Origin of the sequence: Actinacidiphila guanduensis (assembly GCF_900103985.1) — a bacterium.
GTDB classification, from domain to species: domain Bacteria; phylum Actinomycetota; class Actinomycetes; order Streptomycetales; family Streptomycetaceae; genus Actinacidiphila; species Actinacidiphila guanduensis.
Map to the genome: position 1 here is coordinate 1 of NZ_FNIE01000010.1, position 21,133 is coordinate 21,133.

The window sequence follows — 21,133 nt, forward strand, 5'->3', positions numbered from 1 at the left end:
CCGACACCATCCTCATGGTCTCCGGCCGCGCCTCCTTCGAACTCGCCCAAAAAGCCGTCATGGCCGGCATCCCCACCCTCGCCGCCGTCTCCGCCCCCTCCTCCCTCGCCGTCGACCTCGCCCACGAAACCGGCCTCACCCTCATCGGCTTCCTCCGCGGCACCTCCATGAACGTGTACGCGGGCGAGGAACGTATCGCGCTGGAACCGGCCCGGCTCTAGGGCTGCCGTACGGCTCCGGGGGTCGGTGAAAGCGAGGGCGCAGGGCCCGCCTGTCCGGGGCGATGATCGCCCCGGCTCACCGCGAGGTCTCCGGCAGGCGCGCCCCCGCCCTACCCGGGCCCGCAGCACCCTCGACGGCGGCACCCTCGCCGCCCGCACGCGGCCCCGCCTCGGCCACCCCTTCGTCCCGTGCCCACCGCTTCGCGATCACCGCGCACACCATCAGCTGCATCTGGTGGAAGAGCATCAGCGGCAGCACCGCCAGCCCCGCCTGGCCGCCGAAGAGGACGGTGGCCATGGGCAGGCCCGCGGCCAGGCTCTTCTTGGAGCCGGCGAAGACGATGGTGATCCGGTCGGCGCGGCCGAAGCCGAGCACGCGGGCGCCCCACGAGGTGGCGCCGAGCATCACCGCGAGCAGCACGGCCTCGGCGGCGAGCAGTTCGAGCAGCCTGCTGAGCGGCACCTGGCCCCAGATCCCCTCGGCCATGCCCGCGCTGAAAGCGGAGTAGACGACGAGCAGGATCGAGCCGCGGTCGACCAGGCCGAGGGCCTTGCGGTAGCGGGCGAGCAGCGGCGCCGTCCAGCGGCGCAGCACCTGGCCCGCGGCGAAGGGCGCGAGCAGTTGCAGGGCGATGCCGGTGACCGCGTGCCCGCTGATCCCGGCGCTGCCGCCGATAAGGGCGGCGGCGAGCAGCGGGGTGAGCACGATGCCGGCCAGGGAGGAGAAGGAGCCGGCGCAGATCGCCGCGGCCACGTTGCCGCGGGCGATGGAGGTGAAGGCGATGGCGGACTGGATGGTCGAGGGCAGCAGGCACAGGAAGAGGAAGCCGTTGTAGAGCTGCGGGGCGAGTACGTAGGGCACGAGGCCGCGGGCGGCCAGGCCGAGCAGCGGGAAGAGCACGAAGGTGGCGCCGAGGACGGTCAGGTGCAGCCGCCAGTGGCGCAGCCCGGTGAGGGCCTCGCGGGTGGAAAGGCGCGAGCCGTAGAGGAAGAAGAGCAGGCCCACCGCGGTGTTGGCGGCGCCGTCGGCGACCCGGGCACCGCCGCCGGTGGCGGGCAGCAGGGCCGCGAGCAGGACGGTGCCGAGCAGTGCGGCGATGTAGGGGTCGACGGGCAGGCGTCGTACGAGGCGGAGCACCCTGCCAGACTGCCCGCCCTCGCGGACATCGGGAACCCCGCTCGCCGCTCTGACTGTCATCGCGTCCCGCGATGACCGGCGTAGGCTGGGCGGCATGTTCGAACCGGTGCAGTTGCGGACGTTCCTGGCCGTCGCGCAGACGCTGAGCTTCACCCGGGCCGCGCAGCGGCTGGGCCTGCGGCAGTCGACGGTGAGCCAGCACGTGCGGCGGCTGGAGGAGGCCGCGGGCTGCCGGCTGTTCGCCCGCGACACCCACGGCGTGGACCTCACCGAGGACGGCGAGGCGATGCTCGGTTTCGCCCGCACCATCCTGGAGGCCAACGAGCGGGCGGCCGGCTTCTTCGCCGGCACCCGGCTGCGCGGGCGGCTGCGGTTCGGCGTCTCGGAGGACTTCGTGCTCACCCGCCTGCCGGAGATCCTGGCCGCCTTCCGCCGCGAACACCCCGAGGTCGACTTGGAGTTGACCGTCGAGCTGTCCGGCACCCTGCACCAGCTGCTGGGCGCGGGGCGGGTGGACCTGTGCCTGGCCAAGCGCTACGGGCCGGACGGGCCGGGGCAGTTGGTGTGGCGGGACAAACTGGTGTGGATCGGCAGCGAGCGGGTGCGAGTGGACCCGCACCGCCCGGTGCCGCTGATCGCCTTCCCGCCGCCGGGCATCACCCGGGCCCGCGCACTGGACGTCCTCGAACGGCACGGCAGGGCCTGGCGGGTGGCGTGCACGAGCGCGTCGCTGAGCGGGCTGGTGGCCGCGGCCCGCGCCGGGCTCGGCGTGATGGCGCACGCGCAGGGGCTGATCCCGCCCGGCCTGGTGCGGCTGCCGGCCCGCGCCGGGCTGCCTGAACTCGGGGGTGTGGACTTCGTGTTGCTGCACGGCCGGGGCCGCCCGGAGGCGCAGGAGGCCGGGCAGGCGCTGGCCGAGTCCATCCTGGCGGCCGGCGACAGCCTCCACCGCCCGCTGCCGTAGCGCCGGACAAGGGCCGGACGACGCCGGGCAGTTGCCAGGCGGGGAACAACAGGGACAAAAATTCCACATCGGCCCCGGAGACAGCCCGCCGCGCCCCAGCCCGTCCGTCCGCCGCACCCCGTCCGCCACGACCGGCCGCGCCGCCGCAGGTCCTCACCCGGTTCCGCGACTGCCCGGTTGGGGCGTTTTCGCGACCGGTGTGGCGGCGGTCCGCCGCCAGTGACGTAAAACCGCAGGAAGCGGGCCGCGGATGGAGTGAGCGTGACCGCGTGGGGCAGATTTGGTGGAGATCCGTGCAGGCGGCGGGCCCTGTCTGCCGCCCATACGGCAACACGGCACCCTTGCCGTACCGGGACACCGCCGTCTCACCAGCACCGACGTCCGGCGTACCGGCGGTTTGTCCACCACTCCCGCTCCACCGAGGGATCGGGTAGCTTACGGGCCCGATCCGGCCCTCCAGGAGAACATGCGTTGCGTCAGTTCACGGTCCCCCCAATGGTCACCGCCCCGCAGGCGGGCGGCCTGGCGGATGCCGTCTACGCCAACGCCGAGGCCGCGCCCCACCGGGTGGCCCTCGGCCGGGCCGACGGGCAGGGCGGCTGGCTGGACGTGACGGCCGCCGAGTTCCGCGACGAGGTGCTCGCCCTGGCCAAGGGGCTGCTCTCGCAGGGCGTGCGCTTCGGCGACCGGGTCGCGATCATGTCCCGCACCCGCTACGAGTGGACGCTCTTCGACTTCGCCCTGTGGTCCATCGGCGCCCAGCCGGTGCCGGTGTACCCGACCTCGTCCTCGGAGCAGGTGCGCTGGATGCTCCGCGACTGCGGGGCGGTCGCCGCGGTGGTGGAGCACGAGGACCACGCCATGACGATCGGCGCGGCCGTGGACGAGTTGCCCCGGCTGACCCGGCTGTGGCAGCTGGACTCCGACTGCGTCACCGAACTGATGGCGGCCGGGCGGACGATGAGCGACGAGGTGGTGCACCGGCACCGCAACGCGGTGACCCCGCAGGCGATCGCCACGGTGATCTACACCTCGGGCACCACCGGCCGCCCCAAGGGCTGCGTGCTCACCCACAGCAACTTCATGGCCGAGACCGACAACGTGGTGGCCCGCTGGGAGCCGATGTTCGCCAACCGGCCCGGCGAGGAGCCCTCCACGCTGCTCTTCCTGCCGCTGGCGCACGTCTTCGGCCGGATGGTCGAGGTGGGCTGCATACGCGCCGGAGTGCGGCTCGGCCACCAGCCGAGCATGGCGGCCGCCGATCTGCTGCCGGCCATGGCCTCCTTCCGACCCACCTTCGTGCTGGCGGTGCCCTACGTCTTCGAGAAGGTCTTCCAGGCCGCCCGCCGCAAGGCCGAACTCGGCGGGAAGGTCGGCCCGTTCGAGAAGGCGGTGGACATCGCGGTGCGGCACGCGGAGGCGATGGAGGCCAAGGCGTTCGGCACCGGCCCGGGCCCGAGCGCGGCGCTGCGCATGCAGCACCAGCTCTACGACAAGCTCGTCTACAGCAAGGTCCGCGAGGCTCTGGGCGGGCGGGTGCGGCACGGCATCTCGGGCGGCTCGGCGATGGAGCGCCGGCTCGGCCTGTTCTTCGCCGGCGCGGGCGTGACGATCTACGAGGGCTACGGGCTGACCGAGACCACGGCCGCGGCAGTGGCCAACCCGCCGGAGCAGACCCGCTTCGGCACCGTGGGCCTGCCGGTGCCGGGCACGAGCGTGCTGATCGCCGACGACGGCGAGATATGGCTCAGCGGCGGCCAGGTCTTCACCGGTTACCTGGGCGACGAGGCGGCCACCGCGCAGGTGCTGCGGGAGGGCTGGCTGGCCACCGGCGACCTCGGCTCGCTCGACGAGGACGGCTACCTGACGATCACCGGGCGCAAGAAGGAGATCCTGGTCACCAGCGGCGGCAAGAGCCTGTCCCCCACCGTGCTGGAGGACAAGGTGCGCGCCCATCCGCTGGTCGGCCAGTGCATCGTGGTGGGCAACAACCGTCCCTACGTGGCGGCGCTGATCACGCTCGATCAGGACGCGGTGGAGCACTGGCTGAAGATGCTGGGCCGTCCGTCCTCGCCGGCCGCGGAGCTGGTGGACGACCCGGAGCTGGAGGCCGAGGTGCGCCGGGCGGTGGTGGCCGCCAACACCCTTGTCTCGCAGGCCGAGTCGATCCGCACCTTCCGCATCTTGGCCACGCAGTTCACCGAGGAGCGCGGCACGCTGACCCCGTCGATGAAGCTGAAGCGGCGGGCGATCGAGACGCTCTACGCGGCGGAGGTCGAGGCGCTGTACCGGCACTGAGCGTTCCTCCTTCCCGACTCTCCGCAACAAGCCGTCATCGTAGCGGAGTCGGCCGCCGGGCATGGGCCCGCTCCCGACAGTCGCGCCCTCAGGTTCCGGGCGGGCGGTCGGCGGACAGCGGGCCCTGCTCATTGAGTTGGCGGGTGGCCGCGCTGAACTCGACCTGCCAGGCGGTCGTCTCGGCCTCGATGTGGCCGCGCACAGCGGTCACCAGCCGGGAGACCAAAGCCAACTGCCGTTCCAGCTCGGCCGGTTCGAGCGGGGTGTCGGGGCCGGTACGGGCGGCGGGTCCTGCCCGCAGCACGTCCGCGGCCCACTCCAGCCGCACCTCGCCGAGTTCGAAGCGCAGCGCGTGGGCGACGGCGATGTCGCGCATCCAGGCGGCGGACAGGCCGAAGAAGTGGTCGAAGCCCTTGCAGCCCGCCGCGGCGGCCAGCAGCACGTAGCCCCAGCCCTGGCCGGAGGAGCCGGTGGCGGCGGTGCCGAGCGGGATCGCGGTGCCGGCCACCGCGAAGGCGATGGCCAGGCCCTGCAGCAGCCGCGAGGCGGTCCGCTTGTTCTTCTTGTCCCGCAGGTACCAGGCGATGGCGTCCTCGGCGCTCTGCTCGGCCCAGGCCCGCAGCGCCGCGAGCGACTCGCGCTGGGCGGCCGGGCTGCCGGCGTCGATCGGCGGGAAGGGCAGCAGCCGCAGGTCCCGGCGCCGCCGGCCGCCGCTCTCCTGCCCGCCGTCCACGGTCCGCCCCTCCTGCCGCGCCCCGCCGCACCCCCGTGCGAAGCCTGAGGGCGCAGCCTAGCGGCCGGGCCGCGCCGCGCGCAGGGGCGCGGGTACCGGCGCCCGCCGACTCTGCCCGTCCGTACGGCCCGGCACCCCTGTGACGCAAGGGGCGTGTATACGGAAACACCCGGGACGCGGCGAATTGCGTGGTGGACCCACCTCGCGGGGCCGGGCGGGCGGCGCCATGACCGCTGCTGGGCCCGCACGGCGGCCGGGGTGGGCATATGCCCGTGCCTGCGGCCGCCTGTGACACGGGGCCCGGATGTGTAACCGGCGCGCAAGCTCACGGGTGAACCCGTGTTCACCTGGGCCCCCTAGCATCGTCCGTATGCTGGACTACGACGTCGAGGCGGAGCGGTACGACGCGACCCGCGGGGGCGTGCCCCGGGCGGGCTCGGCGGCGCGCGCGGTGCTGGCCCTGGTCCCCGAACGGGCGCGCACCCTGCTGGACGTGGGCTGCGGCACCGGACTGGTCACCGAGCGGATGGACCGGCCGGGCCTGCGCGTGTACGGGGTGGACGCCTCCCCGGGAATGGCCCGGGTGGCGGCCTCGCGGATGGGCCCGCGCCTGGTGCTGGGCGACTGCCGGCACCTGCCCTTCGCCGACGACGCGCTGGACGCGGTGAGCGCGGTGTGGGTGCTGCACCTGCTGCCGGACGCGGCCGCGGTGGTGGCCGAGTGCGCGCGGGTGCTGCGGCCCGGCGGGGTCTTCGTGACCACCGTGGACAAGGACGCCGGGCACGACATGGACAGCGACGTCAACGAGTTGCTGGCGCCCTTCCGGGTGCGGCGGGCCTACGACGCGCAGGTGCGGGTGCAGGCGGTGGCGGCCGAGCACGGGCTGCGCCGGGCCGGCGAGGCCCGCTTCACCGGCCACGGGCAGGGGCGCTCGCCCGCCCGGGTGGCGGTCGATGTCGAACGGGGCACCTTCGCCTCGTCGCTGGCGCTGAGCAGCGAGCAGTCAGGCACGCTGGTCCGGCAGTTGTCGCTGCTGCCGGACCAGGACGTGCCGCGGGCGGACCCGGTCTTCCGCCTGCTGGCGCTGCGCAAGGAGGGGTGAGCCCGGCCGCGGGGCGGCCGGGAGCGGTCACGTGGTCATGGCGGCGAGCTGGGCGAGCACCCACTCCTCGACGGCCTGGTGGGTCACCCCGAGCGAGGTCAGGGCGACGGCCGCGGGCTCCTGGTCGTCGCTGAGGACGCCGAGCAGGATGTGCTCGGTGCCGATGTAGTTGTGGCCCAGGCGCAGCGCCTCGCGCAGCACCAGCTGGAACACCCTCTTGGTCGCGGCGGCCACCGGCACGAGCCCTTCGACCGGCTCCTGCCGATCGCCGGGTGTGGCGACGGCCCGCCGGATCTGCTCGGGTGCCGGGCCGGTCGCGGCCAGGGCCATGGCGGCCAGGGTGTCGGTGCGCTCCAGCAGCCCGAGGACCAGGTGCTCGGGCGCCACCTCGCCGTGCAGCCCGTTGCGGGCCTCCTCCTGTGCCGCGGCCACCGCCTTGCGGGCGCGCGGGGTGAAGCGGGAGAAGGGCTCGGCGGAGGCGAGGAACTCCAGGTCCTCGGGGACCTTGGGCACGAAGCGCTTCTGGGCGGCCTGCTTGGTGACGCCCATGTGCTGACCGATGTCGGTCCAGGAGGCGCCGGCCCGGCGCGCCTGGTCCACGAAGTGTCCGATGAGATGGTCGGCGATGTCGCCGAGGTGGCCCGCGATGCCCACCGCGTGCTCGAGGTCGGCGAGCGGGTCGGGGTCGGGATGGAGCTGCTTCACGTACGCGATCAGGTCGTCGAGGCGCACGGGGTGCGGTTGCTCGGTCATGGGTCAACTCTAGGTTGACGATCCTCGGTCGTCAACCCTTGGTTGACGAACTACTCGGCGTGGTGGGCCCCCGCGGGGCGGCGCCGGTCCGGGACGGCCGGTTGCGGGCTCCCCGCTGCCGCCAAGGGCACCGTCTGCCGTGGCAGCGCGGCGGCGCACGGTCCCGCCAGCCAGTCGCGGAAAAGCGCGTGCACCGCTTCGGCGCCCGCCAGCTCCCCCGCCGGAAGCGGCAGTTCCACCGGGTGGAGCAGGAACGGGTGCGACTGCGACCCGCCGAGGCCGCCGTGCGAGCCGACCTGGTGCTCGAAGGCGTGCACCTGCCCGGTCGCCGGGTCGTAGCGGGAGTTGACCATCAGGTCGGCGGTGTGCGGGAAGGCGTCCGCGCGGAGCACCGCGGCTGCCGCGTGCGGACCGAACACCGCCAGCGGGTCGGCTCCTTCCACCCGGCCGGTCGCCAATTCGCGGCTGCCGCCCGCGCCCAGCACCACCGGCCCGCGCTCGGCGCTGCGCACCAGCACGAACCCGATGCCCGGGTGCGCGGTCAGTGTCGGCAGCAGGTCCGGGCAGCGCCGGGACAACTCCTCCAGCGTGGCCCGTCCCTCGATGTCGGGGAAGGCCACCAGGCCCAGGTTGCCCGAGGCGAGCACCACCGGCTCCTCGGGCGGCCCCTCGCACTCCGCGTCCTCCGCCCTGCGGCCCCGCTCGGAGCGCCGCAGCGCCGCGCGGGCCGCCGTCCGCGCCTCCGCGCCGCCCTTGCGCCGGGCCCGCCGCCCGCCGGGCGCCAGCCCGCAGCCGGTCCGCACCAGTTCGCGCAGCCCCACGCCGTACGCGGCCTCGAACGTCTCGCCCCCGCTCTGCCCGTGGTCCGACAGCAGCACGAACCGGTACGGCCGCGGGGCGTAGCGGGCGGTGTCCGCGATCAGCCGCACCGAACGGTCCAGCCGCCGCAGCACCTTGCGGGCGTCCGAGCCGTGCGGGCCCGAGTGGTGCGCCACCTCGTCGTAGGCGACCAGGTCCGCGTAGACCGCGGATCGCCCGGCGAGCATGTCGCCCATCACCGCGGCCACCGCCACGTCCCGCTCCACCACCGTGGCGAACGCCCGCACCAGCGGGTACAGCCCGCCGCGCCCTACCCGCGGCCGCTCCCGGCGCGCCCTCGCCGCCGTCGCCTCGCCGATCTCGCGCAGCACCTCGGCGGCGAACGACCACGCGGTGCGGACCGCGTGCGCGGGGTCGGAGAAGTACGCGAAGTACCCCGAGCGCGAGCGGGACAGCTTGCCGCGCTGCGCGGCCACCGACATCACCAGCGCGGACTGCGCGGCGCCGCCGGTGAAGAGGTTGCCGCGGCTGGCCCCGCCGTCCGCGAGCAGGCCGGGCGAGCCCGTCCGCGCCACCGCCCGCCGCTCCAGTTCGGCCGCGCTGGAGGGGTGGTTGCAGACCATGACCTGCCCGGTCTCCTTCTCGTACCAGCGGAAGGCGGGCACGTCCTCGTTGCTGCCGTGCAGGATCGCCAGCTGGCTGGCACCGGTCTGGCTGCTCCAGTCCGTGCGCCACGGGGTGAGGGTGTGGGTGTGCCCGAGCCATGCGGCGAGGGTGGGCATCACCGGCGGCCGCGCGGCCAGCGCGTCGCACAGCACGTCGTGCCCGAGGCCGTCCAGCTGCAGGAACACGGTGCCGGGGCCGGTCGGCAGCGGCGGGTCCCCGGCACGCCGTCGCCGCCGCCCGGCCAGCCGGGCGAGCCGCCGCCCGTACGCGGCGTCGTCGCGCACCGCCAGGGCCGTGCTCGTCGCCGAGGACGTGGCCGACATCACCGCGGCGATCACCACGGCCGTCGCGGGGGTCACCTCCCCGCGCCCGTCCGGCGTGAAGCGCATCGCGACCAGCAGCAGCGAACCGTTGAGGAAGAACACGAGCCCGCCCAGCACGAGGGCGGGCACCAGCAGCAGCGCCCGTACGATCAACGGCCACACGAGCGCGCTCAGCACACCGAACGCCCCGGCGCCGATCGCGGCGGTCACGGCGATCTGCGTGGGGCTGTCCCCGCCGGCGGCCTCGATCCGGAACCCGGGCAGCAGGGCCGCGAGCACGGCCAGCGTCGCAGACCCGACCCCCCACACGGCCAGCACCCGCCCGACCCCGCGAACCCCCCGCCGCCCCCACCCCGCAGCAACCCCCCGCCCGCCACCCACCCCGCGCCTCTCCACGGGGGCCACCTTGCCATACGCCCTGACGAGCAGCGCGGGGGGTCGCCAAGAGCCACACCCGGCGGCGCACGTGAGCACCGGGCTCGGCTACCGTGCCCCCGTACGGGCTACCGTGCCCCCGTACGTCCGTGGAGAGGGAGCCCGAGTGGACATCACCTGGTGGGGGCACGCGACCCTCACGCTCCAGGACGCCGGCGTGCGCGTGCTCACCGATCCGCTCCTCGTACCCCGGCTCGGGCATCTGCGGCGGCGGGCCGGGGCCGTACCGCCGCCCGAGGCGGCGCGGGCCGACCTCGTGCTCGTCTCGCACCTGCACGCCGACCACCTGCACGTCGGGTCGCTGAAGAAGCTCGCCCCGGGGACGACCGTGGTGCTGCCCAAGGGCGCGCAGGCGGCCGTGCCGGGGCTGCGGCGACTGCGGGGGCGGCTGCGGCTGGTGGAAGTGGGGGCAGGGGACGTGCGGGAGTTCGGGGACATGGCGGTACGGGCCGTGCCCGCAGCGCATGACGGGCGGCGGCTCGCGGTCGGGCCGCAGAAGGCGGCCGCGCTCGGCTACGTCGTGACCGGGCGGGCCGTGACGTACTTCGCGGGTGACACCGGGCTCTACGACGGGATGGCCGACGCCGTCGGGCCGTGCGATGTCGCGCTGCTGCCGGTGGGCGGCTGGGGCCCCTTCCTCGGCCACGGCCACCTCGACGCCGCCCGCGCGGCCCAGGCGCTGGCCCGGCTCGCCCCGCGCGCGGCCGTGCCCGTGCACTACGGCACCTACTGGCCGTACGGCATGGACGCCGTGCGCCCGCACGAGTTCCACGCGCCGGGCGCGGAGTTCGTCCGTGCGGCCGCCCGGCTCGCCCCGCAGGTCGCGGTGCACCGCCTCGCCCACGGCGGGAGCGTGCGCGTACCGGACCGGGAGCCGGCCGCCCGGGAAGAAGCCCCCCGCGCAGGCGAGGAGTCCGGCGGATGATCGCGATACTCGCCGCCGCCCACCAGACCTCCTCGCAGAGCACCCAGCAGGCCGTCGGCTACCCGACGCTTTTCCTGCTCGTCGCGCTCGGGTCGCTGGTGCCGGTGGTGCCGACGGGCGCGCTGGTCTCCGGTGCGGCGGTCGTCGCCTTCCACCAGAGCGACCCGGTGGCGCCCGCCATGGTCTTCGCGGTGGCGGCGCTGGCCGCCTTCCTCGGCGATGTGGCGCTGTACTGGCTGGGCCTGCGCGGGGTCCGCTCGCGCAACGGTTCGCGCTGGCTGCACCGGCTCCAGCAGCGGGCCGACCCGCACACCCTGGCGGCGGCCGAGCGGCGGCTGGACGAGCACGGCTCCGCGGTGCTGGTGCTCTCCCGCCTGGTACCGGCCGGCCGCATCCCGGTGATGGTGGCCTGTCTGCTCGGGGAGATGCCGATGCGCCGCTTCGCCCGCGGCGACGTGGCGGCGTGCCTGGCGTGGGCGGCGGCGTACGAGCTGATCGGCATCGTGGGCGGCTCGCTCTTCCCCGAGCCGTGGCAGGGCGTGGCCCTCGCGGTGGGCCTGACCTTCGTGATCGCCGCGGGGCCGACGGCGGCCCGGCACGTCCGCAGGGCGTGGCAGGAGCGTACGGCCGGCTGACGGTCCTGATCGGGGGACGGCTCCCCGTACGGGCCGCGTCACGCGGCTCGGACACGACCCGTACGGGCCTGCGGGCGGCGTCGTACGAGCTTGCGGCCGAGCCGTGCGGCCCCCTCCGAGCGGTACGGACCGCGCGGCCCGCGAGCCGTACGCCCACCTCCGAGGACGGGGGGCTCAGCGCCCGGCAGCCCCACAGCACAGGGCCCCCGTCACGGCACCAGCACTCGCGAGGACCCCACCGGCAGGTCCCACAGCGCCTCGCGGGGCAGCCCGGCCGCCGTCCAGGCCGCGCGCAGCCGGGTCAGCGGTTCGAGCGGGGGCTCGCCCGAGAGCAGGAAGGTCGCCCAGTGCATGGGCGCCATGGCGGCGGCGCCGAGGTCGGTGAAGGCCCGCACCGCCTCCTCGGGGTCGGTGTGGACGGGCCGCAGCATCCAGCGGGGCGCGTACGCGCCGATCGGCAGCAGGGCGATGTCGATGCCGGGGTGGGCGCGGGCGATCTCGCCGAAGAAGGGGCCGTAGCCGGTGTCGCCGGCGAAGTAGACCCGCCGCCCGGCGCCGTCGGTGAGCACCCAACCGCCCCACAGGGTGCGGCAGGTGTCGGTGAGGGTGCGCCGGCTCCAGTGATGGGCGGGGACGAAGTCCAGCCGTACGCCGTCCAGTTCGGCGCCCTCCCACCAGTCGAGTTCGGTCACCCGCAGGAAGCCGCGGCGGCGGAACCAGACGCCGAGGCCGGCCGGGACGTAGCAGGGCGTGGTGCGCGGGAGGCGTTTGACGGTGGGGGCGTCCAGGTGGTCGTAGTGGTTGTGGCTGATCACCACCGCGTCCACCGGCGGCAGTTGGGACCAGGGGACGCCGACGGGTGTGATCCGGCGGGGAGTTCCCGGGATGCGCGCGGACCAGACCGGGTCGGTGAGGACGGTCAGCCCGCCGATCCGCACCACCCAACTGGCGTGCCCGGCCCAGGTGATGCTCACGCCCTCGGGCCCGACGTCCGGGACGGGCCCCGGCGCGACGGGCAGCTTCGGGACGTCGGCCAGGGTGTGCGCGGGCGGGCGCACCGCCCACTCCCGCACCAGCCGCACGATGTCGCGCGCGCCGGGCAGTGGCAGCGGGTCGGTGAGGCGGTCGGCGAAGGTGCGCGGCCAGGGGCGCGGGCCGGGCGGGATCCGCACCGGGACGGTGCCGGCGGGGTGCAGCGCGGCGGAGCCGTCGTACCGGCGGGACCGGGTGGCGGGTGCCGGGGCGGCGAAGGTGCGGTCGCGGGGTTCGGTCATCGGTTGCTGCCTCGCCTTCGGCTGCCCCCTGCGCGGCCCCCTGTTCCGGCCGGACGGGTCGGCCGGCTGCGTGCCCGCTCGGATCGCCCGTACGGCCCGGGCTGCGGCGGGCGGCTCACACGCCGCTTCCCCGCGTCCCGGTGTCCGCCGAGCCGCTGACGGCCGCCACGCCGGTGAGCGTGGTGAACGCCGTGCGCAAGGCGGCCAGCGCGGCCGCGACGTGGGGGACCGCGGCCGGGTCGGCGGCGGCCAGCGCCGTACGCCGTTCGGCCTCGGTGGAGCCGTGGAGGGCGCCGATGTCGATGCGGACGCGAGGCTCCTGCGGGTCGTCGCCGAAGCGGTGGCCGCCCAGGACGCGGTGACCCAGGGCGGCGGTCAGGTGCTCCTCGGCGAGGGCGGCGGCGTTCGGGCCGGGAGAGCCGGCCGTCGGGTAGAGCTGGAAGCCCGCCTTGGGCGGCCGGCAAACCCCGCCGGATTCGGTGATCGCCCGGTACGCGGCCGCAGCCGTCCGCGCGTGCAGCCGGACCGCGGCCGCGGTGTGCGCGGTGACCTCGGGCGGCTCGGTGAGCACGTACGCCGTCGCACCCGCCACCGGCGCGGGCAGCACCGCCCGGATCGAGGCGAGCACCCGCTCGGCGCGGGCCCGCCAGGACCTGCCGTGGTCGGTGCCGGGGAAGCGGGCCAGGGCGGCGGGGACGTCCGAGGGGACGAGGGTGGCACCGAGGTCGGTGAGGACCACGGTGTGCTCGGGCAGCATCTCGGCCGGGCTGAGCATCACCGTCTCGCGGTGGTGCAGCGTGTCGGCGTACGTCTCGTCGGACACGATCAGCAGCCCGGCCTCGGCCGCGGCCTCGCACGTCTCGTGCAGCAGTTCCGGGGCGGTGACGGTGCCGGTCGGGTCGTCCGCGGCGGACAGGACCAGCAGCCGCGGGTCGGCGCCGTCGGCGCGGGCGCGGCGGACGGTCTCCAGCAGGGCGAAGGGGTCGGGGACGCCGCCGCCCTCGGCCGCGGTGGGGACGGTGTGCACGTTGCGCCCCAGCAGGTGGGCGACGGGGGCCTGCCAGGCGGCCGCGGGCCGGGCGAGCACGGGGTCGCCGCCGCTGGCCGACAGGACGGCGAGCAGCAGCGGCTCCGCGCCGGGTGCCGCCAGCAGCTGGCCGGGGCCGCCGGGCAGGCCGCGCCTGGTCCAGTAGCCGTCCGCGGCCTCCAGCAGTACGGGGCCGCCGCCGGGCACCTCCGCGCCGGCGCCCTCCGCTCCCGCGGCGAGGATCTGCCCCGCCCAGTACGCGGGCACCGGCAGCCCCGGGTCCGGCCTGACGTCCCACACCCACGGCATCCCACGGCTCCTCTCTCGCACCGGTCCCGTCCCACGGCGGCCGCACGGTTGTCCTACGGGTCCACCTTCCCCCGAGTCCCGCGCGGGCGCACGGCGAGGTTTTTTAACGGTGGGGTTGGGGACCGTGCGAGCGAGCGGTTCGCTTCTTGGGCTTCGCCGCCGCCTCGCGGGGGCGGGCCGCGTCCGTCCCGGACCACCGGCTGGTGGGGGGCTGGGCGCGCAGTTCCCCGCGCCCCCTCAGGCGTCACGACTCGCCCTGTCGGGCAACGGGCCATGGCGGGCTCCGCCACCGCCCCGCGGGGCCGGCACCGTCCGTCCCGGATCAGCCGCCCGTGGACGGCTGAGGCCCGCAGTTCCCGGCGCCCCCTCAGGCGTCACACCTCGTCCAGTCGGCGACGAGCCGCATCGGGCTCCGCCACCGCCCCGCGGGGCCGGCACCGTCCGTCCCGGACCAGCCGCCCGTGGACGGCTGAGGCGCGCAGTTCCCCGCGCCCCCTCAGGCGTCACACCCCGCCCAGCCGGCAACGGGCCCCGCCGGGGCGGCACCCTCCGCCCCGGACTACTCGGCGGCGGCATGGGCGGAGTTGGTGCGGCGGGGCGGGGTAGCAGGTCGGCATGAAGATGGGGTGGAGGCAGTGGGATCGGGAGCTGTTCGGGCAGGTGGCGGGGCGGCACTGGGCGGGAGCCGAGCCCGTGCTGCCGCGGTTGAGCCGGGCGGCGGACTACGGGCGGCTGTGGGGCGCGATCGCTGCGGGCATGGCGGTGGCGGGGGGCCGGGACGGCAGGCGCGCGGCTCTGCGCGGTCTCGGTTCGCTCGCCGTGGCCTCGCTCGCCGTGAACACCGTCGCCAAGGGCACGGTGGGCCGGGCGCGGCCGCTGATCGACGTGGTGCCGGTGATACGGCGGCTGCACCGCCAGCCCGTGACTTCGTCCTTCCCCTCGGGCCACTCGGCCTCGGCGGCCGCCTTCGCCGCGGGCGTGGCGATTCAGTCCGGGCCGCTCGGCGCGGCCGTCGCGCCGATCGCCGCGAGCGTGGCGTTCTCCCGGGTCTACACCGGCGCCCACTACCCGAGCGACGTCCTCGCGGGGTGCGCCCTGGGTGTCGGGGCCGCACTCGTGGTCCGCGCGATGGTGCCGCCGCCGCGGCGGCGCCCCGAGCCCGGGCCGCCCGCCGAAGCCCCCGCGCTGCCGGACGGCCGCGGCCTGCACGTCGTGGCCAACGCCGCCTCCGGCCCGCCCGCGCTGCTCAGCACGCCCGCCGCCCGCATCCGCGCCTGCCTGCCGGCGGCGGAGGTGGTGGAGAGCACCGAGGACGACGACCTGACCGAGCAGCTGGAGCAGGCCGCTCGCGCGGCGGCGGACGAGGGCGGCGCGCTCGGTGTGTGCGGCGGGGACGGCACGGTCCGCGAGGCGGCCGGGATCGCACTGCGCCACGGCCTGCCGCTCGCCGTCTTCCCCGGCGGCTCCCGCAACCACTTCGCGCTGGACCTGGGCCTGGACACCGTGGACGCCACCGCCGACGCCGTGACCGCGGGCCGGGCGTCGCGGGTGGACGTGGCCCGCGCCGCCGCCGCCGAGGGGAACGAGGTGTTCCTCAACACCTTCAGCATCGGCGCCTACCCGGACCTGGTACGGGTGCGTGAGCGCTGGTCGCGGCGGGTGGGCAGCTGGCCGGCGAGCGTCCTCGCGGCCGTGCACGTACTGCGGCACTGCTCGCCGGTGGAGGTGGAACTCAACGGACGGCGGCGCCGGCTGTGGCTGCTCTTCGCGGGCAACTGCCGCTACTCCAGTTGGGGACCCGCGCCGGTGCGGCGGCGCGACCTGGCCGACGGCCTGCTCGACGTCCGCTACGTCGACGGCGGGCCCTTCGCCCGTACCCGCATGCTCGGCGCCGCGCTCACCGGTGTGCTGACCTCCTCGCCCGTCTACGTCTCCGCGAGCGTGCCGAAGCTGCGACTGCGGGTGCCGGGCGAGGGGGTGCACCTGGCGCGGGACGGTGAGGTGGCGCGGGCGCCTGAGGGGCTGCTCCTGGAGAAGGTGCCGGAGGGGCTGGTCGTGTACCGCGGGGCATGAGCGGGCCGGCCACCGGCCGGTTCATGGCGTACCGCATACGGCATCCGGTCGGCGGGGTGGCGGGCACGGCGTACGACGTACGGTCCGGGTCGGCGAGGGCGCCGACGTACGGCATACGGCATACGGCGGCACCCGTACGGCACATGGCAGGCGGGGCCGCGCGGTCGGCGAGGCTGCCGGATACGGCGTACGGCATACAACCGGCGCGGGCGCCGCGTACGACGCACGGCGGCGCCGTGTTGGCACACGGCAGGGCTGCGCGGTCGGCGACGGCGCCGGACACGGGGTACGGCATACGCGGCACCGGTAGGGACGTAAGACACGGCCGCGTGCGGGCGTACGGCAGGGGCCGGGCGGGAACGCGTCCCGCCCGGCCCCTTGTGCTGAGGTCGCGCTCGGTGCGGCTTGCGCTCAGTTGCCGCCGACGAGGCCGGCCAGCGCGCGGACCCCCTCGCCGGAGATGCTGAGTGCGTCCTCGCTACCGGTGTCGATGGACAGGATCAGTTCGTCGGAGGGCCAGGCGCCGCTGAGGACGGCGAGCTGGACCAGGCGGTAGCGCCGGGTGGCGGGCAGGGCGTCGGCCATCCGGCTCTCGGAGGTGAAGACGGGGACGAGCTGGCGGCCGTCCTCCTGCTCGTACACCGGCAGCTGGATCTCGCGCGCGGCATCCGGGGCGGGCGCGTCCGGGGGCTGCTCCTCGGTGCCCGGCACGGGCAGCAGCACCTCGCTCACGGCGAGGGTGCTCAGGGCGATGACGTTCTCGCTCCCGTGGGCGATCTCGTGCAGTGCGCGTTGCGCCGGCGGAAGGGCGCCGTTCGGGTTGATGTCGGTCATCGTGGTGGGTTCCTCTCGCGGCGTCTGCGCCTCGTCGCTTCCTGGTGGCTGAACCCGGCGCGTACCCCTTCGGGGGCGGTCCATGCGGGTCCCTCCGGGGGTTTTACGGGGTGTAGTCCCCTTGCGGCTGGGGCGCCGCCGGGCGCGACCCCGGACGGACCGGCTCTTCCCCGGCCGCCGGGCCGCACGGCTTCTCGCGGGGTCCCCCCGCGGTCCCGGCTCGCCGGCCGTGCGGACGGTTGCCCCCCGCCCCGGAGGGGCGGCCCCTCTCACGCCAGACCCTCCGGCGGTCGAGGGCTCGGCGCGCAGTTCCCCGCGCCCCTTCACGGCTCGCCGCTCGTGCCAGCGGCACCGCGCCCGGCCACGCACCCTCACCGCCCCGGAGGGGCGCACCGCACCTCGCCGGACCCTCCGCCGGTCGAGGGCTGGGCGCGCAGTTCCCCGCGCCCCTACGGAAACCCGTCTGCCCACCCCCGCCACTCCCGACCGCAGGACAGTAGCCCCCTCCCGCGCAGTTCCCCGCGCCCCTTTACAGCTCACCGCTCGTACCAGCAGCACCGCGCCCGGCCACGCACCCTCACCGCCCCGGAGGGGCACACCGGACCTGGCCGGACCCTCCACCCGTGGACGGCTGAGCGCGCAGTTCCCCGCGCCCCTACGGAAACCCGTCTGCCCCACCCGCACCACTCCCGACCGCAGGACAGTGGCCCCCTCCCGCGCAGTTCCCCGCGCCCCTTTACAGCTCACCGCTCGCGCCAGCGGAACCGCGCCCGGCCAGTCGATTGGGCGGCCGGGGTTCAGAAACGGCGTTCGGCGCAAGCAATTGATGGAGCGCCGGGAGCGGAATCGCGTGCTGGCGTTCCCGCGTTCCGGGGGGCGCCGTACGGTCCGGCGGGTGGGTTCCGTGGGGGGTGTGCGAGGGTGCCGGTATGCGATATGTGATCATCGGCGCGGGTGCGGTGGGCGGGACGATCGGCGGGCGGCTCTTCGCGGCCGGGCACGAGGTCGTCCTGGTGGCGCGCGGGCCGCACCTGGAAGCGCTGCGGGGCGGCGGGCTGCGGCTCGAAGTCGCCGAGGGGGCATCCCAGTTGGCGATCCCGGCCGTGTCGGGGCCGCAGGAGTTGGAGCCGCGTGCGGACGACGTGCTGGTGCTCGCCGTCAAGACGCAGGACACCGCGGCGGTGCTGGACGCCTGGTCCGGCTTCGGGTCCGGGCCCGCGGTGGTGTGCGCGCAGAACGGCGTGGAGAACGAGCGGCTGGCGCTGCGCCGCTTCCGCGAGGTCTACGGCATGTGCGTGTGGCTGCCCGCCTCGTACCTGGAGCCCGGCGTGGTGCGGGCCGCGGGCGCGCCCCTGTCGGGGATCCTCACGCTGGGCCGCTACCCCTCGGGCCGTGACGAGCGGGTGCGCGCGATCGCCGCCGACCTCGTGAGCGCCGGGTTCGAGGCACCGGTCAGCGACGACGTCATGGCGTGGAAGTACGCCAAACTGCTGTCGAACCTCGGCAACGCCGTGGACGCGGTGTGCGGCCCGGACGCCGACGACGACCTGCGGGCCCTCGCGCCCCGGGCGACTGCCGAGGGAGCGGCCGTGCTCGACGCGGCCGGCATCGGCTACGTGAGCGCCGAGGAGCAGGCCCGGGTACGCGGGGACAAGGTGCAGCTCCCTACGGTCAATGGGCGCCCAGGCGGGCGCAGTTCGTCCTGGCAGAGCCTGGCCCGCGACACCGGCTCGATCGAGTCGGACTACCTCAACGGCGAAGTCGTCCTGCTCGGCCGCCGGTTGGGCCTGCCGACCCCAGTCAACGAGGCCCTGCAGCGCACCGCCACCCGCTTCGCCCGCGAACACCGCTCCCCCGGCACCCTCACCCCCGCCGAGCGCGCGGAACTCCTGGCCGCGGCAGGCCAGGGGCGTTGACCACGGCCGTGACCGAGGCGCCGCGTCGCTGACCGGCGGCTTACGGCGGCAGGCAGGCGCCGCACGGCCCGGTGGTACGACGCCTCAGCTCTCCGGCCGGCAGGCCGGACCGTACTGGGCCGTGCGAGTCAACCCGCCTGCGGCGGGGGCGGGTTCTGCGGCACCACTCCGCTGACCGGCGGCTGCGCCGCAGGCACACGGCCCGCCTGGCACGACACCACAGCTCTCCAGCCAGCAGGCCGGACCCTACTGGCACGCGCGAGTCAACCAGCCCATGGCGCAGGCGGATTCTGCAGCACCACTCCGGTGACCGGCGGCTGCGCCGCAGGCGCACGGCCCGCGTGGTACGGCACCACAGCTCTCCGGCCAGCGGGCCGGACCGTACTGGGTCGCGCGGGTCAACCCGCCTGCGGCGGGGGCGGGTTCTGTGGGCGCATGGCGAAGTCGTAGCGGGCGGGCAGCGGGTGCTCGCGGCGGGCGCGGGCTCGTACCGCGTCGTCCACGGGCGCCCCGGCGGCGAGTAGTGCCTCGGCTACGGCGTACCAGGTGTCGGAAAGTTCCTCGGCGCCCTCGCGCAGGTCGGCGACCTCGATGCCCTCGTCGAAGAGGGCGCGGGCACGGGCCGGTTCGCCCTGGGCGAGGGCGGTACGGGCCCGCAGCAGCCGGAAACGGCCGTCGTCCAGGGGCGCGGTGCCGGGCGGTACAGGGTGGTCCAGGACGCGGGCGGCGTCGTCGGGGCGGTCGGCGGCGAGCAGCGCGGACACCGCCTCCAGCGCCAGGGCGCGCTGCACCGTGCGCGCCGACTCCCGTACGGCGTCGGGTTGTCCGGGCTCCGCGGCGGGGGCGAGCACGCTGCCGGCCAGTGCCTCGAACGCCGCCGCGTACAGTTCGGCGGCGCGCTTCGCCTCCCCCTCGGCGGCCTCGGCGACGGCGAGGGCGCGCAGCGCCCAGGGGGTCGGGTGCGCGGCCTGGGCGCGCTGCCAGCTGCGGACGGCCTGCGCCCGGTCACCGGCGGCCCATTGGGCGATGCCGAGCTGGTAGTCGCGGTGCCACTCGCTGCCGCGGAAGGTGTCCGCGGCCTCCAGCAGCTCGCGCCACGGCGGGGAGACCGGGCAGGGTCCGGGCGGCGCCGCGGGCGCGGGCCGCGGGACCACTCCGGCGACGAGCAGTTCCAGCCACGGCTTCTGCTCGGGCCCCATCGTGGCCGCGGGGAACGGTGTGCCCGGCAGGTCGAACGGGCCGCGCTCGACCTCCAGGGCGCCCCACCCGCTGCCGGCCGCCAGGATCTCCTCGGGGTCCGCGTCGGCATGCGCACGCCAGGCGGTGTACGCCTCCTCCACCGCCGCACGCGGCAGCCCGGCTGCCAGCCGCCGCGCCACCTCGGCCCGCGCGGCGGCCCAGTCGGCGCCGTGCACGACGGCGGGGTCCGCGCTCAGCGGCCCATACGCCTCCAACCAGCCGAACTCGGACTCGGCCGGCATCGGGATGTGCTCCAGCTGGGTGCGGGCCAGGCCGGCCTGGATCTCCAGATACCCGCCGCTGCCGGGCTCGGTCAGCCACTCCTGCCAGCGTCGGCCGCCGCTGCCCGCGCCCCAGAGGAACAGCTTGCGGCCGCGCAGCCGATCGGTGGAGGTCTGCACCAGGCCGCGGCCCTCGGCGTCCAGCGCGGTGATCCAGGGCCGCTCGCCCTCGGGAACGTCGAAGAAGTAGTCGGCGGCGTACTCGGCCCGCGCCGGACGGCTCGCGTCGGCCTCCGGCCCGTCGTCGCGGCCCTCGGGGAACCGGACCCGGCTCAGCGAGCGGCGGTAGTCGAAGTGCCAGGCGGCCTCGGCCGGGGCGAGCACCCGTGTGCCGGGCGTCTCGGGGACCGCGGTGTTGGACCACCAGTAGGCCGGCACCGTGCGGTCGTGCGGGTTGCGCACCCGGATGCCGACGTAGAGGAAGTCGGAGTCGGCCGGCAGCCACAGGTCGACCTGGAAGGGCAGGTCGCGCAGCCGTTCCCACTCCCACAGCCGCAGCATCTCCCCGCCGTCGGGAGCCGGTACGCGGGCGGCGTGCACGGGAGCGCAGGTGTGGGCGGCGTGGCCGGTGGCCCCCAGGTTCCACTCCACCCCGCCGGAGAACCAGGCCCCGGCCAGGCCGAAGTCGGCGGGCTGGAACACCGGGTTGCGGTAGAGCAGTTCGCGGCCGCTCGGCTTGTGCAGCAGCGAGTACAGCCGGCCGCCGAGGCCGGGCAGCACCGTGGCCCGCAGCCGCTCGTTCTCCACGACCAGCGCCTCGAACTCCGCCGGCGCCCGGTCCCGCCCGTACCCGTCGCGCAACCGCACCGGCAGCACCGAACGCAGCGCCCCGTACCCGATCTGCCGGGCCATGTCCGGGGGCAGCCCGCGCAGTTCGGCGGACTCGACCCGGTGCGCCTCGTCCAGCGGCCGCAGCGCGGGCAGCGGGTTCTCCGGACCCAGGGGCGCGGCCGGAAGCGTCACCGCACTGCGTCGCACCGTCGTTGCCACGTCCGGCCACCTCATCCGCCGCAGGTGGCCGCCCCGCCAGCGGCCCTGTGATGACCATGGAACAACCTCCCGCCCGCCTTTTCCAGATACCCCGCCCACCCGATTGCCCGCCCCCGCGACCGGGCAGAATCCTTGTTTGCCCGATGCCGCGCAGGCGCTCGGGACTCCCAGCCGGCCA

Annotated in this window: 16 protein-coding genes; 8 read left to right on the top strand and 8 right to left on the bottom strand. The window is 75.7% G+C overall.

Annotated elements, in window-relative coordinates; all coding sequences use genetic code 11:
* Positions 1 to 221 (top strand): formate dehydrogenase accessory sulfurtransferase FdhD (locus BLR33_RS21880; protein ID WP_176930377.1); only part of this gene is annotated, 221 nt, incomplete at its 5' end.
* Positions 222 to 297: 76 nt separating this feature from the next.
* Here BLR33_RS21880 and BLR33_RS21885 read toward each other — a convergent pair.
* Positions 298 to 1,419 (bottom strand): bile acid:sodium symporter family protein, encoded by a 1,122-nt coding sequence (locus tag BLR33_RS21885; protein WP_093786274.1) that lies wholly within the window; start codon positions 1,417 to 1,419, stop codon positions 298 to 300.
* A gap of 34 nt (positions 1,420 to 1,453) precedes the next feature.
* Between BLR33_RS21885 and BLR33_RS21890 the strand changes: the two genes are divergently transcribed.
* A complete protein-coding gene (locus BLR33_RS21890) occupies positions 1,454 to 2,323 on the top strand; it encodes a LysR substrate-binding domain-containing protein (RefSeq protein WP_107408906.1) in 870 nt (289 codons plus the stop codon).
* Between the two features lie 471 nt (positions 2,324 to 2,794).
* Complete coding sequence (locus BLR33_RS21895) at positions 2,795 to 4,621, top strand: AMP-dependent synthetase/ligase (RefSeq protein ID WP_093786276.1); 1,827 nt, start codon at positions 2,795 to 2,797, stop codon at positions 4,619 to 4,621.
* Positions 4,622 to 4,709: 88 nt separating this feature from the next.
* Here the strand turns inward: BLR33_RS21895 and BLR33_RS21900 are convergent, their stop codons facing one another.
* Positions 4,710 to 5,354 (bottom strand): SLATT domain-containing protein, encoded by a 645-nt coding sequence (locus BLR33_RS21900; protein WP_143031733.1) that lies wholly within the window; start codon positions 5,352 to 5,354, stop codon positions 4,710 to 4,712.
* 370 nt (positions 5,355 to 5,724) lie between these two features.
* Between BLR33_RS21900 and BLR33_RS21905 the strand changes: the two genes are divergently transcribed.
* Positions 5,725 to 6,456 carry a class I SAM-dependent methyltransferase gene (locus tag BLR33_RS21905; RefSeq protein ID WP_093786277.1) on the top strand — a complete coding sequence of 244 codons (732 nt, stop codon included), beginning with the start codon at positions 5,725 to 5,727 and terminating at the stop codon, positions 6,454 to 6,456.
* A gap of 27 nt (positions 6,457 to 6,483) precedes the next feature.
* Here BLR33_RS21905 and BLR33_RS21910 read toward each other — a convergent pair whose 3' ends face one another.
* Positions 6,484 to 7,209: a Clp protease N-terminal domain-containing protein gene (locus BLR33_RS21910; RefSeq protein WP_093786278.1), complete on the bottom strand. Its 726-nt coding sequence runs from the start codon at positions 7,207 to 7,209 to the stop codon at positions 6,484 to 6,486.
* 50 nt (positions 7,210 to 7,259) lie between these two features.
* On the bottom strand, positions 7,260 to 9,398 hold the full coding sequence (locus BLR33_RS21915) for a phage holin family protein (protein WP_245771607.1): 2,139 nt from the start codon (positions 9,396 to 9,398) through the stop codon (positions 7,260 to 7,262).
* A 160-nt stretch (positions 9,399 to 9,558) separates the two neighbouring features.
* On the opposite strand from BLR33_RS21915, the gene BLR33_RS21920 reads away from it, so the two are divergent.
* Both BLR33_RS21920 and BLR33_RS21925 read left to right on the top strand, forming a co-directional pair.
* Positions 9,559 to 10,377 (top strand): MBL fold metallo-hydrolase, encoded by an 819-nt coding sequence (locus BLR33_RS21920; RefSeq protein ID WP_093786280.1) that lies wholly within the window; start codon positions 9,559 to 9,561, stop codon positions 10,375 to 10,377.
* A complete protein-coding gene (locus BLR33_RS21925; RefSeq protein ID WP_093786281.1) occupies positions 10,374 to 11,012 on the top strand; it encodes a DedA family protein in 639 nt (212 codons plus the stop codon). The genes BLR33_RS21920 and BLR33_RS21925 overlap by 4 nt, the downstream gene beginning before the upstream one ends.
* Before the next feature lie 209 nt (positions 11,013 to 11,221).
* On the opposite strand, the gene BLR33_RS21930 is transcribed toward BLR33_RS21925, so the two are convergent.
* A complete protein-coding gene (locus BLR33_RS21930) occupies positions 11,222 to 12,286 on the bottom strand; it encodes an MBL fold metallo-hydrolase (RefSeq protein WP_093786282.1) in 1,065 nt (354 codons plus the stop codon).
* A 115-nt stretch (positions 12,287 to 12,401) separates the two neighbouring features.
* A complete protein-coding gene (locus BLR33_RS21935; RefSeq protein ID WP_093786283.1) occupies positions 12,402 to 13,622 on the bottom strand; it encodes an aminotransferase class I/II-fold pyridoxal phosphate-dependent enzyme in 1,221 nt (406 codons plus the stop codon).
* A 621-nt stretch (positions 13,623 to 14,243) separates the two neighbouring features.
* On the opposite strand from BLR33_RS21935, the gene BLR33_RS21940 reads away from it, so the two are divergent.
* Positions 14,244 to 15,695, top strand: coding sequence for a bifunctional phosphatase PAP2/diacylglycerol kinase family protein (locus tag BLR33_RS21940; protein ID WP_093786498.1), 1,452 nt, complete (start codon positions 14,244 to 14,246; stop codon positions 15,693 to 15,695).
* Positions 15,696 to 16,106: 411 nt separating this feature from the next.
* Here BLR33_RS21940 and BLR33_RS21945 read toward each other — a convergent pair whose 3' ends face one another.
* On the bottom strand, positions 16,107 to 16,529 hold the full coding sequence (locus BLR33_RS21945) for an SseB family protein (protein ID WP_093786284.1): 423 nt from the start codon (positions 16,527 to 16,529) through the stop codon (positions 16,107 to 16,109).
* A gap of 929 nt (positions 16,530 to 17,458) precedes the next feature.
* Between BLR33_RS21945 and BLR33_RS21950 the strand changes: the two genes are divergently transcribed.
* A complete protein-coding gene (locus BLR33_RS21950; protein WP_093786285.1) occupies positions 17,459 to 18,445 on the top strand; it encodes a ketopantoate reductase family protein in 987 nt (328 codons plus the stop codon).
* A 398-nt stretch (positions 18,446 to 18,843) separates the two neighbouring features.
* Here BLR33_RS21950 and BLR33_RS21955 read toward each other — a convergent pair whose 3' ends face one another.
* The gene (locus tag BLR33_RS21955; RefSeq protein WP_093786286.1) at positions 18,844 to 20,955 is read right to left on the bottom strand and encodes a DUF5107 domain-containing protein; all 2,112 of its coding nucleotides are present in this window, start codon (positions 20,953 to 20,955) and stop codon (positions 18,844 to 18,846) included.
* Positions 20,956 to 21,133: the final 178 nt, after the last annotated feature.

Coding starts and splice junctions, on each gene's coding strand:
- BLR33_RS21945 (WP_093786284.1), bottom strand. CDS start 16,529: ATGACCGACATCAACCCGAACGGCGCCCTTCCGCCGGCGCAACGCGCA.
- BLR33_RS21890 (WP_107408906.1), top strand. CDS start 1,454: ATGTTCGAACCGGTGCAGTTGCGGACGTTCCTGGCCGTCGCGCAGACG.
- BLR33_RS21885 (WP_093786274.1), bottom strand. CDS start 1,419: ATGACAGTCAGAGCGGCGAGCGGGGTTCCCGATGTCCGCGAGGGCGGG.
- BLR33_RS21940 (WP_093786498.1), top strand. CDS start 14,244: ATGGGGTGGAGGCAGTGGGATCGGGAGCTGTTCGGGCAGGTGGCGGGG.
- BLR33_RS21950 (WP_093786285.1), top strand. CDS start 17,459: ATGCGATATGTGATCATCGGCGCGGGTGCGGTGGGCGGGACGATCGGC.
- BLR33_RS21910 (WP_093786278.1), bottom strand. CDS start 7,209: ATGACCGAGCAACCGCACCCCGTGCGCCTCGACGACCTGATCGCGTAC.
- BLR33_RS21930 (WP_093786282.1), bottom strand. CDS start 12,286: ATGACCGAACCCCGCGACCGCACCTTCGCCGCCCCGGCACCCGCCACC.
- BLR33_RS21925 (WP_093786281.1), top strand. CDS start 10,374: ATGATCGCGATACTCGCCGCCGCCCACCAGACCTCCTCGCAGAGCACC.
- BLR33_RS21935 (WP_093786283.1), bottom strand. CDS start 13,622: ATGCCGTGGGTGTGGGACGTCAGGCCGGACCCGGGGCTGCCGGTGCCC.
- BLR33_RS21905 (WP_093786277.1), top strand. CDS start 5,725: ATGCTGGACTACGACGTCGAGGCGGAGCGGTACGACGCGACCCGCGGG.